Here is a 14,164-nt window from a genome sequence, read left to right on the forward strand (position 1 = left end):
GGGCGGAACGATGGCAGGGAGCCTAGACGCTTTCGTAAGGGCCGACCACATGACCGTAGCCGACCGTTCCGCCGACATCGCCATCGCCCACGCTCTCGCCGAGGCGGCGGGGGCGGCGATCCGCCCCTTCTTCCGCAACCGCTTCGATCGCGAGCAGAAGGCCGACGCCTCGCCCGTCACCGAGGCCGACCGCGCCGCCGAGGCCGCGATGCGCGCGATCCTCGAAGAACGCTGCTCGGAGGACGGCATCGTCGGCGAGGAATATGGCACCGTCCGCGAGGAGGCCGCCCGCGTCTGGGTGCTCGATCCGATCGACGGCACGCGCGCCTTCGTCACCGGGCGGCCGCTGTTCGGCACGCTGATCGCGCTGCTGGAGGAGGGGCGCCCGGTTATCGGCGTGATCGACCAGCCGATCCTCCACGAGCGCTGGACCGGCGCCGAAGGCGAGCGCACCCGCTTCAATCAGGGCTTCGCGGGCGTGCGCCACTGCGCGCACCTCGCCGAGGCGCATTTCGGCAGCACCGCGCCCGCCGCCTTCTCGGGCGACCAGCTCGACGCCTATACCCGCGTGACGCAGGACGCCCGCGACGCGATCTGGGGCGGCGACTGCTATAATTACGGCCTCGTCGCCCTCGGCCAGCTCGACGGCGTGATCGAGGCGAATCTCAAGCTCTACGACTTCGCCGCGCTGGTGCCCGTGGTCGAGGGCGCGGGCGGCGTGATGCGCGACTGGAAGGGCCAGCCGCTGGGGCAGGGGAGTGACGGCCGCGTCGTCGCTTTGGGCGATTCGCGCCTGCTGGAGCCGGTGCTGGAGCGGCTGGGCGGCTGATCTGCCCGCGCGGTTGCATCGAATCGGCAGACCCCCTATAGGCCCGCGCTTCGATCGAGGGATCGTCCGGCTGTAAGGGCTGCCGTGGCGTGTCCGCAATCGACATCAAAAAGGAGTCGAAAATGCCCAAGCTCAAGACGAAGAGCGGCGTGAAGAAGCGCTTCAAGCTCACCGCCACCGGCAAGGTGAAGCACGGTGTGGCCGGCAAGCGTCACCGCCTGATCAGCCATAACTCGAAGTACATCCGCACCAACCGCGGCACCACCGTGCTCGCCGAGGCCGATACGGCCCGCGTGAAGCTCTGGGCGCCCTACGGTCTGAACTAAGGAGTACTGAGCAATGGCACGCGTCAAGCGCGGTACGACCACCCGCGCCAAGCACAACCGGATTCTTGAGGCTGCGAAGGGCTATTATGGCCGTCGCAAGAACACGATCCGCATCGCCCGTCAGGCCGTCGAGAAGGCCGGCCAGTATGCGTATCGCGACCGCAAGGTTAAGAAGCGCTCGTTCCGTGCGCTCTGGATCCAGCGTATCAACGCTGCGGTTCGCACCGAGGGTCTCACCTACGGCGTGTTCATGCACGGCCTGAAGCTCGCGAACATCGAACTGGACCGCAAGGTTCTGGCCGATCTCGCGATGCACGAGGGCGAGGCGTTCAAGGCCATCGTCGCGCAGGCCAAGGCGGCTCTGCCCGAGGGTGCCCGCGTCGCGGCCTAATCAGCCCACGCGATGAGCTTCGGTAGAGGGCGCGGTGGCCGAAAGGTCGCCGCGCCCTTTGCTTTTTGGGCCTCGTCTGTCCTAAGGGCTCGGCCATCTCTCCTATCATGCGGATCGACATGACCACCGACATCGACCAGCTCCGCCAGGAGCTTCTGAGCGCCGTGGAAGGCGCCGCCGATCTGGCCGCGCTCGAAGCCGTGCGCGTCACCGCGCTCGGCAAGCAGGGGGCGGTGACCGGCCTCCTCAAGACGCTCGGCGCGCTCTCGCCCGAAGAGCGGCAGACGACCGGCCCCCGCATTCACAGCCTGCGCGAAGCCGTCACCGAGGCGCTGGCCACCCGCAAGGGCGCGCTCGACCGCGCCGCGCTCGATGCGCGCCTCGCCTCCGAGACGCTGGACATGTCGCTGCCGATTGGCGGCCTTGCGACGGGCTCGGTGCATCCGGTGAGCCAGGTGATGGAAGAGCTGGCGGAAATCTTCGCCGATCTCGGCTTCGCGGTCGCGACCGGCCCCGAGATCGAGGACGACTGGCACAACTTCACCGCGCTCAACATCCCGGAAACCCATCCCGCGCGGGCCATGCACGACACGTTCTACTTCGACGAAGTGGACGGTGAGGGGCGGCAAATGCTGCTCCGCACGCACACCTCGCCGGTGCAGATTCGCACCATGGTGTCGCAGAAGCCGCCGATCCGCATCATCGCGCCGGGCCGCACCTATCGCTCCGACAGTGACGCCACCCACACGCCGATGTTCCATCAGGTCGAGGGCCTGGTGATCGATCGCGGCATCACCATGGGCCATCTCAAGTGGACGCTGGAGACCTTCGTCAAAGCCTTCTTCGAGCGTGACGACATCGTGCTGCGCCTGCGCCCGAGCTATTTCCCCTTCACCGAGCCTTCGATGGAGGTCGATGTCGGCTATACGCGCGACAAGTCGGGCCGCCGCATGATCGGCGGCACCGAGCCCGATGGCTGGATGGAGATTCTCGGTTCCGGCATGGTCCACCGCAAGGTGATCGAGGCGTGCGATCTCGATCCGACCGAGTGGCAGGGCTTCGCCTTCGGCTGCGGCATCGATCGTCTGGCGATGCTCAAATATGGCATCGACGATCTGCGCGCCTTCTTCGACGGCGATCTGCGCTGGCTTCGTCATTATGGTTTCGCGGCGCTGGATGTGCCCACGCTTGCGCAGGGAGTGGGCGCATGAAGTTCACGCTGAGCTGGCTCAAGGAACATCTCGACACCACCGCCGACGCCACCCAGGTGGCCGACGCGCTGACCCGCATCGGGCTGGAGGTGGAGGACATCTCCAACCCCGCCGACGTGCTGCGCCCGTTCCGCATCGCGCGCGTGCTCACCGCCGCGCCGCATCCGCAGGCGGACAAGCTCCAGGTGCTGTCGGTCGATGCGGGTGAGGGGCCGTTGCAGGTCGTCTGCGGCGCGCCGAACGCGCGCGCCGGCCTTGTCGGCATCTTCGGTGGCCCGGGGATGTATGTGCCCGGCCCGGAGATGACGCTGAAGCTCACCTCGATCCGCGGCGTCGAGTCGAACGGCATGATGTGCTCGTTCCGCGAGCTGCTGCTGGGCGAGGACCATAATGGCATCGTCGAGCTGCCCGAGGACGCACCGGTCGGCGAGAGCTATGCCGAATGGGCGGGCCTCGACGATCCGCTTTTCGACGTGGCGATCACGCCCAACCGGCAGGACTGCATGGGCGTGCGCGGCATCGCGCGCGACCTCGCGGCGGCGGGTCTGGGGACGCTGAAGCCGCTGGCCGACGTCTATCGCATGGCCTCGCTCGCGCCGATCGCGGGCGATGGCCCCGCGCCGGACGTGCGGACGGACGATGTGGGCGGCTGCCCGGCTTTCTTCGCGCAGGCCGTGTCGGGCGTCACCAATGGCGCCTCGCCGGAATGGATGCAGGCCAAGCTCAAGGCGATCGGCCAGAAGCCGATCTCGATGCTGGTCGACATCACCAACTTCGTGTCGATCGATCTCGGCCGCCCGCTCCATGTCTATGACCGTGCCAAGCTCACCGGCGCGCTGGTCGCGAGGCTGGCGAAGGACGGCGAGCAGGTGGTTGCGCTCAACGGCAAGACCTACACGCTCGACGCCACGATGACCGTGATCGCCGACGATGCGGCGGTCCACGACATCGGCGGCATCATGGGCGGCGAGCATTCGGGCGTCAGCGAGACGACCACCGACGTGCTGATCGAGTGCGCCTATTTCGATCCCGACCATATCGCGCTGACCGGCCAGAAGCTGGCGCTGACCAGCGATGCGCGCCAGCGCTTCGAGCGCGGCGTCGATCCGGCCTTCCTCGACGACGGCCTCGCCATCGCGACCAAGCTCGTGCTCGACCATTGCGGCGGCACCCCGAGCGCCATCATGCGCGCCGGCGCGGCGCCGGTGGCGGCGAAGACGGTGGCCTATGATCCGGCGCTGGTGGCGACGCTCGGTGGCATGGACGTGCCGGCCGATCGCCAGAAGGCGATATTGGAGCGCCTCGGCTTCGTCGTGTCGGACGACTTCGCCGTCACCGTGCCGACATGGCGCCGCGACGTGGATGGCCCGGCCGATCTGGTCGAGGAAGTGATCCGCATCGAGGGGCTCGACAAGCTTCCCTCGACGCCGCTCCCCCGCGCGGAGGGCGTCGCCAAGCCGACCGCCACGCCCGAGCAGCGCATCGAGCGCAAGGCGCGCCGTGCCGCCGCTGCGCGCGGCTTCGCCGAAGCGGTGACGTGGAGCTTCCTGTCCGAGAAGGAGGCTGCGGCCTTCGGTGGCGGACACTGGACGCTCTCCAATCCGATCAGCGAGGATCTGAAGGTGATGCGCCCGTCGCTGATCCCCGGCCTCGCCCGCGCCGCCCAGCGCAACCGCGATCGCGGCGAGCGCTCGGTCAAGCTGTTCGAACTCGGTCGCCGCTACCTCACGGACGCCGAGCGGCAGACGCTCACCGTGCTGATCGCGGGCGAAGCGCAGGGCCGCGACTGGCGGACCGGCAAGGCGCGCGGCGCCGATGCCTTCGACGCCAAGGCCGAGGCATTGGGCGTGCTGGCGGCGGCGGGGGCTCCGGTCGATCGGCTCCAACTGATCGGTCCGGGTGGCGAGACATGGCATCCGGGGCGCTCGGGCCAGCTTGGCCTTGGGCCGAAGATGATCCTCGCGACCTTCGGCGAGCTCCACCCCGAGACGCTGCGCGCGCTCGATGTCGAAGGCCCGGTGGTCGCGGCCGAGATCTATCTCGATGCGATCCCCGCCAAGCGCGACACCGGCCGCACCCGTGCCGCCTATGCGCCGGCGGCGTTGCAGGCGGTACGTCGCGACTTCGCCTTCCTCGTCGCGGCCGATCTTCAGGCCGACAAGCTGATCCGCGCCATCCAGGGTGCGGACAAGCAGGCGATCGTTGAGGTCTCGCTGTTCGACGTGTTCACCGGGCAGGGTGTACCCGAGGGGCAGAAGTCGCTTGGGCTTGAGGTGGTGTTGCAGCCGACCGACAAGAGCTTCGACGAGGCGGCCTTGAAGGCCATCGCGGACAAGATCGTCTCGGCGGCGGCCAAGCAGGGAGCGACGCTCCGTGGCTGAGGATGCGGCCATGCCGCCCGAGGGCAAGCTCGTTTACCGCCTGCTGACCGGCAAGGACGACGATGCCTTCTGCCGCCGCGTCTCGGAGGCGCTGGCGATGGGCTATACGCTCTATGGCTCGCCCTCGATCAGCTACAATGGCGAGCATCCGATCGTGGCCCAAGCCGTGCTGTGGAGCGGCCAGCGTAAGGCGGCGATCGGGGAGGCCTGAGCCTTTCCGTCATCCCGGACTTGATCCGGGATGACGAATGGGAAGGCGTTATCCCCGCCGGATCAGGAACACCGCGTGCTCGGCGCGGAAATTGGCGGCGGCCGCGCTGGTGAGCCTGTCGCCGTTCAGGAACCACGCCCCTTCGGTGACGATGTCGCGCTCCTTCAGGAAGGCGCGGAAATCGTCGATGGTCAGGTGGTGGATATTGGGCGTCGCATACCAGGCGACGGGCAGCGTCCGCGTCACCGGCATCCTTCCGCCCCACATCAGCGAGGCGCGCACCCTCCAGTAAGCGAAGTTGGGGAAGGACACGAACGCCTTGCGCCCGATCCGCAGCAGCTCGTCGAGCACCTTGTCGGGCGCGCGCGTGGTCTGGAGCGTCTGGCTCAGGATCGCATAGTCGAAGGCGTCGGACGGATAGTCGGCCAGATCCTCGTCGGCGTCGCCCTGCACCACCGAGAGGCCGCGCCCGACCGCGCTCGCCACATTGGCCGCATCGATCTCGATCCCGCGCGCGTCGGCGGCGGCCCGATCGCGCAGCGCCGCCATCAGCGCGCCGTCGCCGCAGCCGACATCCAGCACGCGGCTGCCGGGCGCGACATTGTCGGCGATGATCGCGAGGTCGGGGCGCAGTGTCTCGCTCATCGGCGGTAGATATCCGGGACGGTGATTTCGAGCAGCCGCTCGGGGTGTGCGACCGGCTGCCAGCCGAGCGCCTCATAGACGCCATGCGCGTCGAGCGTGGCGAGGAACCAGCGGCGCAGGCCCTGCAACTCATGATGCTCCATCAGCGCGCGAACCATGGCGCGGCCGATACCCTCCCCGCGTGCTTCCTCCAGCACGAAGACGTCGGCGAGATAGGCGAAGGTCGCGCGATCCGACACGACACGGGCGAAGCCGATCTGCCGACGCTCGCGATAGGCGCCGACGCAGAGCGATCCGGCGATGGCGCGCGCCACCGTCTCGCGCGGGATGCCGGGCGACCAGTAGCTGGTCGTCAGGAAGCCGTGGATCGTGTCGAGATCGAGTTCGGCCGGGTCGAAGGACAGGGAATGGCTCATAGCCCGCCCGCTTTCAGGAAGCCGTCGACCACGCGGAACAGCTCGGGCACGTCGAGCAGGAAGGCGTCATGGCCGAAGGGGGAGGAAAGCTCGACGAAGCTCGCCGCCGCGCCCGCCGCGTTCAGCGCATGGACGATGCCGCGCGATTCGCGGGTGGGGTAGAGCCAGTCGGTGTCGAAGGAGACGAGGCAGAAGCGCGTTTTCGATCCCCGGAAGGCGTCGGCGAGGCGGCCGCCATGCTCCTCGGCGAGGTCGAAATAATCCATCGCCCGAGTGATGTAGAGATAGGAGTTGGCGTCGAAGCGATCGGTGAAGCTGATCCCCTGATGGCGCAGATAGCTTTCCACCTGAAAGTCGGCGTCGAAGCCGAAACCCTTTGCGTCACGGGCCTGCAGGCGCCGCCCGAACTTCTCGGTGAGGCCCGCTTCGGAGAGATAGGTGATGTGCGCCGCCATCCGCGCGACCGAAAGCCCGGCGGCGGGCGGGTCGTTCGCCTCGTAATAGTCGCCGCCGCGCCACTTCGGATCGGCCATGATCGCCTGCCTGCCGACCTCGTGGAAGGCGATGTTTTGCGCCGAGTGCCGTGCGGCGGACGCGATGATGACGGCGGACTTCACGCGCTCGGGGTAAGTCGCGGCCCATTCGAGCACCTGCATCCCGCCCATCGATCCGCCGACGGCGGTGAGCGTGCGGACGCCGAGATGGTCCATCAGCATCGCCTGCGCGCGGACCATGTCGCGGACGGTGATGACCGGGAAGCGCATCGCATAGGGGCTGCCGTCGGCTGCGGCGGTCGCCGGGCCGGACGAGCCCATGCACGATCCGATCACGTTCGAGCAGATGATGAAGTGCCGCGCCGGGTCGATCGGCTTGCCTTCGCCCACCATGCGCGTCCACCAGCCGGGCTTGCCGGTGCGCGGGTGGGTGCTGGCGACATGATGGTCGCCGGTCAGCGCGTGGCAGATCAGGATGGCGTTGCCGCCGTCCGCGTTCAGCCGGCCGTAGGTTTCGTAGGCGATGGTGACGGGGGACAGGCTCTGCCCGCCGTCGAGCGCCAGCGGCCCCGGCAGGGTGACACTGCGCGCCGGTCCGAAACGCTCGTCATGCTCCATGGCGACCGCGCTAGGGGCGGCCGGGAAGGCTTGTCAATCGTCAGCGTCCCGAGACGGCCCTGAGCCACGCCTCCATCTCCACGCCGAGCAGCGGCGGATTGTGCAGCGACGAGGCCGAGAGATCGACATAGCGCGCATCCGCGGTGCCGGCCGAGAGGCTGAGGATGCCCATCGTCGCCAGGGCCGCGAGGCCGCCCGACGGGCCGAGCCCGCGCACCACCATCGCCATCAGGAAAACGCCGGCCCCCAGCGCGAAGAGCGCGCAGCCCCACGCCACGAGCGCCACCGGCAGGCCGGCGCGATCCGCGCAGAGCAGCAGCGGCACCGCCAGCGCCAGCATCCACGGGGCATCGCGGCGGAGCGCCGCCTGGGCGAGCGAGGCGCCGAACGCGCCCACGAGGAGGAGATGGATGGTCTCCATCGGTACACCGAGCAACATGGCAAGCCTTGCGCGACAGGAGGACGGGTGTCTGGCTAACGCACAGCGGCGGGATTCGGCTTGGACCAAAGTCGAGCGAGCGTCTCATAACGAGATGGATCGATCCGTTTTGGCACGACTTCTCAAAATTCCGGGTGGGCCGTTTGCACCGCGCCGCTTCGCCGCTACACCGCTCCCCCATGACGACGCTCAAGCCGAAACCCTGGATCGACGCGATCGCGCCTTATGTGCCCGGCCGCTCCACCACCGACAGCGGCGTGAAGGCCGCCAAGCTCTCGTCCAACGAGAATCCGCTCGGCACCGCGCCCAGCGTCCGCGAGGCCTTCGCCAGCGCGGCGGCGACGCTGAACATCTATCCCGATGCCGGCGCGACCGCGCTGCGCGAGGCGATCGGCGCGCATTATGGCGTCGATCCGACGCGCGTGATCCATGGCACGGGTTCGGACGAGGTGCTCCATCTCGCCTGCGGCGCCTTCGCGGGGCCGGGCGACGAGGTGCTGTATGTCCGCTACGGCTTCTCGGTCTATCCGATCGCGGCGCGGCGCGTGGGCGCGACGCCGGTCGAGGCGCCGGACGTCGATTACGCCACCGACGTGGATTCGCTCCTCGCCGCCGTGACCGACAGGACGCGCGTCGTCTTCATCGCCAATCCGAACAACCCGACCGGCACCTATCTGCCCAGGAGCGAGCTGCTGCGCCTCCACGCCGGGTTGCCCAGGGACTGCCTGTTCGTGGTCGATCAGGCCTACACCGAATATCTCTCGCCCGAGGACGACGACGGCGCCTTCGAGCTGGCGACCAGCGAGCCGAACGTCCTCGTCACGCGCACCTTCTCCAAGATCTTCGGCCTCGCGGCCGAGCGGATCGGCTGGGGTTATGGTCCCGCCGACGTGATTCAGGCGATGCACAAGATCCGCGCGCCCTTCAACGTCTCGACCGCCGGCCAGCAGGCCGCGATCCAGAGCCTGAAGGCGATGGACTTCGTCGAGGCGAGCCGCGTCCACAACGAGACGTGGCGTGGCTGGCTGGTCGAACAGATCGGGAGCCTCGGCAATGCGGGCCTGCGCGCCGTGCCGTCGAAAGCGAACTTTGTCCTTGTGCTGTTCGAGGGCCGGGTGACCGCCGAGGTGGCCTATACCGGGCTGATGGAGCGTGGTTATATCGTGCGCTGGCTGCCGGGGCAGGGGCTGCGCCACGGGCTGCGCATCTCGATCGGAACCGAAGAGCAGACGCAGGGCATGATGGCCGCGCTGCGCGAGATCGTCGCGGGGTGACCGCGCTTCTCCTCTCGGACGCGGGCTGATGCTGCCTTTCTCGCGTGTCTCGGTGATCGGGCTGGGGCTGATCGGTTCCTCGATCGTGCGCGCCGTGCGCGAGACGATGCCGACCGTGCATCTGACCGGCCATGACGCCGATCCGGCGGTGCGCGCGCGTGTCGTCGAGCTGGGGCTGGTCGACGATGTGGCCGACACGGCGGGCGCCGCGGTGACGGATGCCGATCTCGTCATCCTGTGCGTGCCGCCGCGCTCGATCGGCGCGGTCGGGCGCGAGATCGCCGCCGACGTGGCCGCCGATGCGGTGGTGTCGGACGTGGGCTCGTCCAAGGAAGCGGTGCTCGCCGAGCTTCTGGAGGCGCTGCCCGGCCGTCAGGTGATCCCCGCGCATCCCGTCGCCGGCACCGAGCATAGCGGGCCGGACGCGGGCTTCGCCTCGCTCTTCCACGGCCGCTGGTGCATCGTCACGCCGCCCGAGGGGGCGGACGGGACGGCGGTCGCCCGTGTGGTCGAGTTCTGGCACCGGCTCGGCTCCGAGGTCGAGACGATGGATGCCGCGCACCATGACCGCGTGCTCGCCATCACCAGCCATCTGCCGCACCTGATCGCCTACACGATCGTCGGCACCGCCTCCGATATGGAGGAGGTGACGCAGAGCGAGGTCATCAAATTCTCGGCCGGCGGCTTCCGCGACTTCACCCGCATCGCGGCCTCCGACCCGACGATGTGGCGCGACGTGTTCCTGTCCAACAAGGAGGCGGTGCTGGAGATGCTCCAGCGCTTCACCGAGGATCTGACCATGCTCCAGCGTGCGATCCGCTGGGGGGACGGCGAGCAGTTGTTCGACCTGTTCACGCGCACCCGCGCGGTGCGCCGCTCGATCGTCGAGCAGGGGCAGGACGATCCCGCGCCCGATTTCGGGCGCAGGCACTGACGCATTAATCGTTCAGCGCGTTGATCGCGTTGTGGACCTCGGCCTCGATCTCCTTGCGCGGCATTCCGGCGGGGATGACGTCGCCGAAGCGGATGCGGACGATGCCGGGGCGCTTCAGGAAGCCGCGCGGCCATGCCAGCCCCGCGTCGGTCGCGACCGGCACCACCGGCAGCCCGAGCCGGCCGTAGAGCCCCGCGAAGCCCGCCTGGAGCTTCGGCCGGCGGCCACGCGGCACACGCGTGCCCTCGGGGAAGATCAGCACGGCGCGGTTCTGCGCCCTGGCCTCGTCGGCGGCGGAGAGCATCGCGCGCAGCGCCGCCGAGCTGGCCGACCGGTCGACCGGAATGACCCCATGCCGGCGCGTCAGCTTGCCGAACAGCGGCACGTCGGCGATCTCGCGCTTGAGCACGATCACCGGATCTTCGATCAGCGCGAGCAGCAGCAGCGTCTCATAGGCGGACTCATGCTTGGCCGCATACAGCACCGGGCCTTCGGGCATCGTCCCTTCGAGCTTCAGCCGCACGCCGAGGATATAACGCGCATAGGCCGCGAGGATGCGCGCCCATGCCCGCGCATAGAGCGCCAGCGCCCGCCGGCTGGCGAGCGCGACCGGAATGCCGGCCAACACCATCACGGCGGTCGTCACATAGGACAGGAGATAGAACAGTACCGAGCGGATCGCGGTCATGGGTCTCGAACGTCAGTAGCCGAAGGGAGCGGCGAGGCGGCGTAGGATATATTTGTGATACTCGGTGAACAGCGTGGCGAAACCGGGCTCGCTGCGCACCGGGTCTGGAAGGATGCTGATGTGATCCTTCCCGAGTTCGCGCGCAAGGTCCGCGTGGGCGCGCGGCATGTGCCAGTCGGTGGTGATGAGGCGGACGCTGGCATAATGGTGCGCGCGCAGCCACTTCGCCGTCTCCACCGCGTTGGAACGGGTATCCACCGACTCCCGGCCGAGATCGACGCAGCAGTCGAACAGCGCCTCCGGCATGTGGGTGCGCAGCGCCAGCTCCTTCTTGCGCACGGTGCGCTGGGTGCCGGAGACGAACAGCCGCTGCGCCTTGTGCCGGGCGAGAAGCGCGACGCCCCGCTCCAGCCGGCCCTTGCCGCCCGTCAGCACGACGATGGCGTCGGTCTGGCGATCGTCGGCGGCGGGGCGGGGAAGGGTGAGGGCGAAGAGCGCGAAGCCGAGCGCCCACAGCATCACGAGGAAGGAGAAGATGCGCAGGATCACAGAGTTCGTCCCAATGCGCGCTGCACGGTGATGCGCGCCACCGTCAGCGCCAGCACGCCGGCGAGGAGCGGCAGCGCGAGCAGCACGATCCACGCCGTCCATGGCAGCGCGATCGACCCGACCAGCTCCGAGCCGATCTCGCGCATCCTCTCTCCGAGCAGCAGGATCACGCCGACCGCGCCGACAAGGCCCAGCACCCCGCCGAACAGGGCATCGAGCGCGATACGGCGCTGGAAGAGGCGGGCGATCTGCACGTCGGTGGCGCCCATCAGGTGCATGACGTCGATCGTCTGCCGGTGCGTGTTGAGCGCGGTACGCGCGGCGAGTACCACGGCGGCGGCGGTCGCCCCCACCATCAGCGCGACGATGCCTCCCGCGAGCAGCCCCAGCGCCCGGATCAGCGAGACGAGCGGCGCGAGCCAGCTCGCATGATCGTCGAGCCGCGCATGGGGTGCGGCGGTGCGCAGGGCGTTCGTGATCGCCCCGAGCCGGTCGCGCCCCGCCCGCGACAGCGAGACGTCGATCATCGCGGGCAGGGGCAGGTCGCGCTCCAGCCCGGCATCGCCGAGCCAGGGGCGGAGCAGCGCCTGCATCTCGTCATTGCCGATGCGGCGCACCTCGGTGACGCCTTGCTGGCGGGCGAGGAGCTGCCGGGCGGCATCGGCCTCCTGATCGCGCTTCGCCGGATCGGCCAGCACGATCTGCACCGTCACCTGCCGGCCGAGATCGGCGCCCAGCCGCGCCGCCGCCGATTCCATGGCGAGGCCGCCCGCCGCCGCCAGCGCGGTCAGGAACATCATGATCGCGATCACCCACGGCATCGGCCCGGCGAGCCGCCCCTCGGGCAGTAGCCGCCGGTCGGCCTTGGAGGCGCCGAACATCATCATGGCCGCGCCTCCTGCCCGAAATCGGGCCGGGGCGGATAGCGCAGGGCGCCGGTCGGATCCTGCAACTGGCCGCGATCGAGCCGCATCACATTGGCGCTGGCGACGCGGCTCAGCAGGTGGATGTCGTGGGTGGCGACGATGATCGTCGTGCCGAGCGTGTTGAGCGCATCGAACAGATGGAGCAGCCGTGCCGCCATCTCGGGATCGACATTGCCGGTGGGCTCGTCGGCGACCAGCATCTCCGGCCGGCCGATCACCGCCCGCGCGATCGCGACGCGCTGCTGCTCGCCGCCAGAGAGCGTCGGCGGGCGGGCCGACGCACGGTCGGCAAGGCCCACCCACGCCAGCATCTCGCGCACCGGCGTCACCAGATCGCGCTCGTCGACGCCCGCTATGCGCAAGGGGAGCGCGATATTGTCGAAGGCGGAGAGGTGCGGGATCAGCCGGAAATCCTGGAACACCATGCCGATGCGGCGGCGGAAGCCGGGCAAGCGGGTGCGGCGGAGCTGCACCACATCCTCGCCGAACAGCCGGATGCTGCCCCGCGAGGGCCGTTGCGCCAGATAGAGCATCTTGAGCAGCGAGGTCTTGCCCGCGCCGGACGGGCCGGTGAGGAAGTAGAATCCGCCCTGCGCGAGGCTGAAGCTCAGGTCCGACAGCGTCTCGGCGCCGGTGCCGTATCGCAGACCGACATTCTCGAACTGCACGATGCCGGCCATTCGTTCGCCTTCACGCCTTTCACCGGTGAGCACTCGGGGCCGCTTTCGCACAAGGCCGATGGCCGGAGCAAGCGCGGGGGTGCTTGCCAGTTGGCGGCCTTGCGTCCTAGACCGGTGCGATCCTCTGATACGGCGTGAGAAAGGCCGGACGACAAAGGCATGATCTTGACCTGCCCGGCGTGCGGCACCCGCTATCTGGTGCCCGACAGCGCGGTCGGCGTGAACGGGCGCCAGGTGCGCTGCGCTTCGTGTCGCCATAGCTGGTTCCAGGAGCCGGCGCCCATCGATGCCGCGCCGCCTCCGCCGCTCGCGATATCGGAGCCGGTGCAGGGCGAGATTCCGATGCCGCCGCCCGAGCCCGCGCGCGCCATGGCCGCGCCGCCGACGGGGATCGAGACGGCGCCTCCGCCGCCCGAGGCCTTCGCCCATGTCCGCCAGCCGGCGGCCGACGCGGCCGATCCCTATGCGCCCGAGCCGCCCTTCCGCCCGCGCCGCAATCCGGCGCGCCGGATGACCATCCTCGCCGTGGTGATCGCGGTGGTGCTGGTCGCGGCCGCCATGGCGGTGGCCTGGGCCGGCCCGCGCCTGTTCGCCGGCCTGACGGGCAAGGGGACGGAAAGCCCGCTGATGCTCCAGGTGGTGCGCAAGCCCGAGCGGCGGACGCTGGCGACCGGCAACGAGCTGTTCGCCGTGTCGGGACGGATCGTGAACCCCACCGACGTGCGCCAGCCGGTGCCCGACATCCGGGCCGAACTCCGCGACGGGCAGGGGCGCGTCGTCTATGGCTGGACGATCAACGCCCCGGTGCGCGCGCTCGCCCCCAAGGGCTCGGCCGACTTCGACAGCGCGGAGGTGGACGTTCCGCGCGGATCGAAGGCGCTGAACCTCAGTTTCGCGGGCACGAGCGACCACTGAAAAAAGCGCAACAAAGTGCATTGCGTGGTCCGAAAGCCCCTGCTAGAGGCACCCGCCTACCGGCCGCCGGGTTCTTCTGGCGGGCAAGACGACGTGCGGTCGTGGCGGAATTGGTAGACGCGCAGCGTTGAGGTCGCTGTGGCCGAAAGGCCGTGGAAGTTCGAGTCTTCTCGACCGCACCATCTTACAGACAGAGCTGGATCAACCCCTGGCGGGGGAACCCCATTCCATGCCGGG

General features: G+C 69.1%; 17 protein-coding genes and 1 tRNA gene. 10 read left to right on the forward strand and 8 right to left on the reverse strand.

All coding sequences use genetic code 11. The annotated features are described in order from the left end of the window. The first annotated feature begins 49 nt into the window (after window positions 1-49). The 6 genes from hisN (at window position 50) to FHS98_RS06565 (ending at window position 5,349) form a co-directional block, all read left to right on the forward strand. Window positions 50-829: a histidinol-phosphatase gene (hisN, locus tag FHS98_RS06540; RefSeq protein WP_167101896.1), complete on the forward strand. Its 780-nt coding sequence runs from the start codon at window positions 50-52 to the stop codon at window positions 827-829. A gap of 122 nt (window positions 830-951) precedes the next feature. Beyond that, window positions 952-1,155 (forward strand): 50S ribosomal protein L35, encoded by a 204-nt coding sequence (rpmI, locus tag FHS98_RS06545; RefSeq protein WP_012048647.1) that lies wholly within the window; start codon window positions 952-954, stop codon window positions 1,153-1,155. Between the two features lie 13 nt (window positions 1,156-1,168). Continuing rightward, window positions 1,169-1,546, forward strand: a complete 378-nt coding sequence (rplT, locus tag FHS98_RS06550) for a 50S ribosomal protein L20 (protein ID WP_167101899.1) — start codon at window positions 1,169-1,171, stop codon at window positions 1,544-1,546. 119 nt (window positions 1,547-1,665) lie between these two features. Then, window positions 1,666-2,757, forward strand: a complete 1,092-nt coding sequence (gene pheS, locus FHS98_RS06555; RefSeq protein WP_167102959.1) for a phenylalanine--tRNA ligase subunit alpha — start codon at window positions 1,666-1,668, stop codon at window positions 2,755-2,757. Further along, on the forward strand, window positions 2,754-5,138 hold the full coding sequence (gene pheT, locus FHS98_RS06560) for a phenylalanine--tRNA ligase subunit beta (protein ID WP_167101902.1): 2,385 nt from the start codon (window positions 2,754-2,756) through the stop codon (window positions 5,136-5,138). Before pheS ends, pheT begins: the two co-directional genes overlap by 4 nt. Continuing rightward, complete coding sequence (locus tag FHS98_RS06565; protein ID WP_425057335.1) at window positions 5,131-5,349, forward strand: DUF1737 domain-containing protein; 219 nt, start codon at window positions 5,131-5,133, stop codon at window positions 5,347-5,349. Before pheT ends, FHS98_RS06565 begins: the two co-directional genes overlap by 8 nt. Before the next feature lie 48 nt (window positions 5,350-5,397). On the opposite strand, the gene metW is transcribed toward FHS98_RS06565, so the two are convergent. The 4 genes from metW to FHS98_RS06585 are packed head-to-tail and all read right to left on the reverse strand — an operon-like array spanning window position 5,398 to window position 7,943. Then, complete coding sequence (gene metW / locus FHS98_RS06570) at window positions 5,398-5,994, reverse strand: methionine biosynthesis protein MetW (protein WP_167101906.1); 597 nt, start codon at window positions 5,992-5,994, stop codon at window positions 5,398-5,400. Then, entirely contained in the window at window positions 5,991-6,410 is a 420-nt protein-coding gene (locus FHS98_RS06575; RefSeq protein WP_167101909.1) for a GNAT family N-acetyltransferase, read from the reverse strand. Before FHS98_RS06575 ends, metW begins: the two co-directional genes overlap by 4 nt. Beyond that, window positions 6,407-7,522, reverse strand: a complete 1,116-nt coding sequence (gene metX / locus FHS98_RS06580; RefSeq protein WP_167101912.1) for a homoserine O-acetyltransferase MetX — start codon at window positions 7,520-7,522, stop codon at window positions 6,407-6,409. The genes FHS98_RS06575 and metX overlap by 4 nt, the downstream gene beginning before the upstream one ends. Window positions 7,523-7,562: 40 nt before the next feature. Continuing rightward, window positions 7,563-7,943 carry a hypothetical protein gene (locus FHS98_RS06585; RefSeq protein WP_167101915.1) on the reverse strand — a complete coding sequence of 127 codons (381 nt, stop codon included), beginning with the start codon at window positions 7,941-7,943 and terminating at the stop codon, window positions 7,563-7,565. A gap of 197 nt (window positions 7,944-8,140) precedes the next feature. Between FHS98_RS06585 and hisC the strand changes: the two genes are divergently transcribed. Further along, window positions 8,141-9,235 (forward strand): histidinol-phosphate transaminase, encoded by a 1,095-nt coding sequence (gene hisC / locus FHS98_RS06590; RefSeq protein ID WP_167101917.1) that lies wholly within the window; start codon window positions 8,141-8,143, stop codon window positions 9,233-9,235. 28 nt (window positions 9,236-9,263) lie between these two features. Next, window positions 9,264-10,169 carry a prephenate/arogenate dehydrogenase family protein gene (locus FHS98_RS06595; RefSeq protein ID WP_167101921.1) on the forward strand — a complete coding sequence of 302 codons (906 nt, stop codon included), beginning with the start codon at window positions 9,264-9,266 and terminating at the stop codon, window positions 10,167-10,169. Window positions 10,170-10,173: 4 nt separating this feature from the next. On the opposite strand, the gene FHS98_RS06600 is transcribed toward FHS98_RS06595, so the two are convergent. Genes FHS98_RS06600 through ftsE form a run of 4 tightly spaced genes read right to left on the reverse strand, consistent with a single transcriptional unit; the run spans window position 10,174 to window position 13,012 of the window. Next, window positions 10,174-10,857 (reverse strand): lysophospholipid acyltransferase family protein, encoded by a 684-nt coding sequence (locus tag FHS98_RS06600; protein WP_167101924.1) that lies wholly within the window; start codon window positions 10,855-10,857, stop codon window positions 10,174-10,176. Between the two features lie 12 nt (window positions 10,858-10,869). Then, the gene (locus FHS98_RS06605; RefSeq protein WP_167101926.1) at window positions 10,870-11,406 is read right to left on the reverse strand and encodes an ElyC/SanA/YdcF family protein; all 537 of its coding nucleotides are present in this window, start codon (window positions 11,404-11,406) and stop codon (window positions 10,870-10,872) included. Next, window positions 11,403-12,293, reverse strand: coding sequence for a cell division protein FtsX (locus FHS98_RS06610; protein WP_167101929.1), 891 nt, complete (start codon window positions 12,291-12,293; stop codon window positions 11,403-11,405). Before FHS98_RS06610 ends, FHS98_RS06605 begins: the two co-directional genes overlap by 4 nt. Further along, complete coding sequence (gene ftsE / locus FHS98_RS06615) at window positions 12,290-13,012, reverse strand: cell division ATP-binding protein FtsE (RefSeq protein ID WP_167101932.1); 723 nt, start codon at window positions 13,010-13,012, stop codon at window positions 12,290-12,292. Before ftsE ends, FHS98_RS06610 begins: the two co-directional genes overlap by 4 nt. Before the next feature lie 159 nt (window positions 13,013-13,171). Here ftsE and FHS98_RS06620 point away from each other — a divergent pair, with 159 nt between their 5' ends. After that, window positions 13,172-13,927, forward strand: coding sequence for an MJ0042-type zinc finger domain-containing protein (locus FHS98_RS06620; protein WP_167101935.1), 756 nt, complete (start codon window positions 13,172-13,174; stop codon window positions 13,925-13,927). Window positions 13,928-14,022: 95 nt separating this feature from the next. Further along, a tRNA-Leu gene (locus tag FHS98_RS06625) sits at window positions 14,023-14,109 on the forward strand. Window positions 14,110-14,164 lie beyond the last annotated feature (55 nt).

Origin of the sequence: Sphingomonas oligoaromativorans (assembly GCF_011762195.1) — a bacterium.
In the GTDB taxonomy this organism is placed as follows: Bacteria; Pseudomonadota; Alphaproteobacteria; order Sphingomonadales; family Sphingomonadaceae; genus Solisphingomonas; species Solisphingomonas oligoaromativorans.

Excerpts from the sequence above, each read along its gene's own strand:
- metW (WP_167101906.1), bottom strand. The coding sequence starts at position 5,994 with ATGAGCGAGACACTGCGCCCCGACCTCGCGATCATCGCCGACAATGTC.
- rplT (WP_167101899.1), top strand. The coding sequence starts at position 1,169 with ATGGCACGCGTCAAGCGCGGTACGACCACCCGCGCCAAGCACAACCGG.
- FHS98_RS06610 (WP_167101929.1), bottom strand. The coding sequence starts at position 12,293 with ATGATGATGTTCGGCGCCTCCAAGGCCGACCGGCGGCTACTGCCCGAG.
- FHS98_RS06575 (WP_167101909.1), bottom strand. The coding sequence starts at position 6,410 with ATGAGCCATTCCCTGTCCTTCGACCCGGCCGAACTCGATCTCGACACG.
- FHS98_RS06600 (WP_167101924.1), bottom strand. The coding sequence starts at position 10,857 with ATGACCGCGATCCGCTCGGTACTGTTCTATCTCCTGTCCTATGTGACG.
- pheS (WP_167102959.1), top strand. The coding sequence starts at position 1,666 with ATGACCACCGACATCGACCAGCTCCGCCAGGAGCTTCTGAGCGCCGTG.
- metX (WP_167101912.1), bottom strand. The coding sequence starts at position 7,522 with ATGGAGCATGACGAGCGTTTCGGACCGGCGCGCAGTGTCACCCTGCCG.
- pheT (WP_167101902.1), top strand. The coding sequence starts at position 2,754 with ATGAAGTTCACGCTGAGCTGGCTCAAGGAACATCTCGACACCACCGCC.
- FHS98_RS06620 (WP_167101935.1), top strand. The coding sequence starts at position 13,172 with ATGATCTTGACCTGCCCGGCGTGCGGCACCCGCTATCTGGTGCCCGAC.
- FHS98_RS06595 (WP_167101921.1), top strand. The coding sequence starts at position 9,264 with ATGCTGCCTTTCTCGCGTGTCTCGGTGATCGGGCTGGGGCTGATCGGT.
- rpmI (WP_012048647.1), top strand. The coding sequence starts at position 952 with ATGCCCAAGCTCAAGACGAAGAGCGGCGTGAAGAAGCGCTTCAAGCTC.
- hisN (WP_167101896.1), top strand. The coding sequence starts at position 50 with ATGACCGTAGCCGACCGTTCCGCCGACATCGCCATCGCCCACGCTCTC.
- hisC (WP_167101917.1), top strand. The coding sequence starts at position 8,141 with ATGACGACGCTCAAGCCGAAACCCTGGATCGACGCGATCGCGCCTTAT.
- ftsE (WP_167101932.1), bottom strand. The coding sequence starts at position 13,012 with ATGGCCGGCATCGTGCAGTTCGAGAATGTCGGTCTGCGATACGGCACC.
- FHS98_RS06585 (WP_167101915.1), bottom strand. The coding sequence starts at position 7,943 with ATGGAGACCATCCATCTCCTCCTCGTGGGCGCGTTCGGCGCCTCGCTC.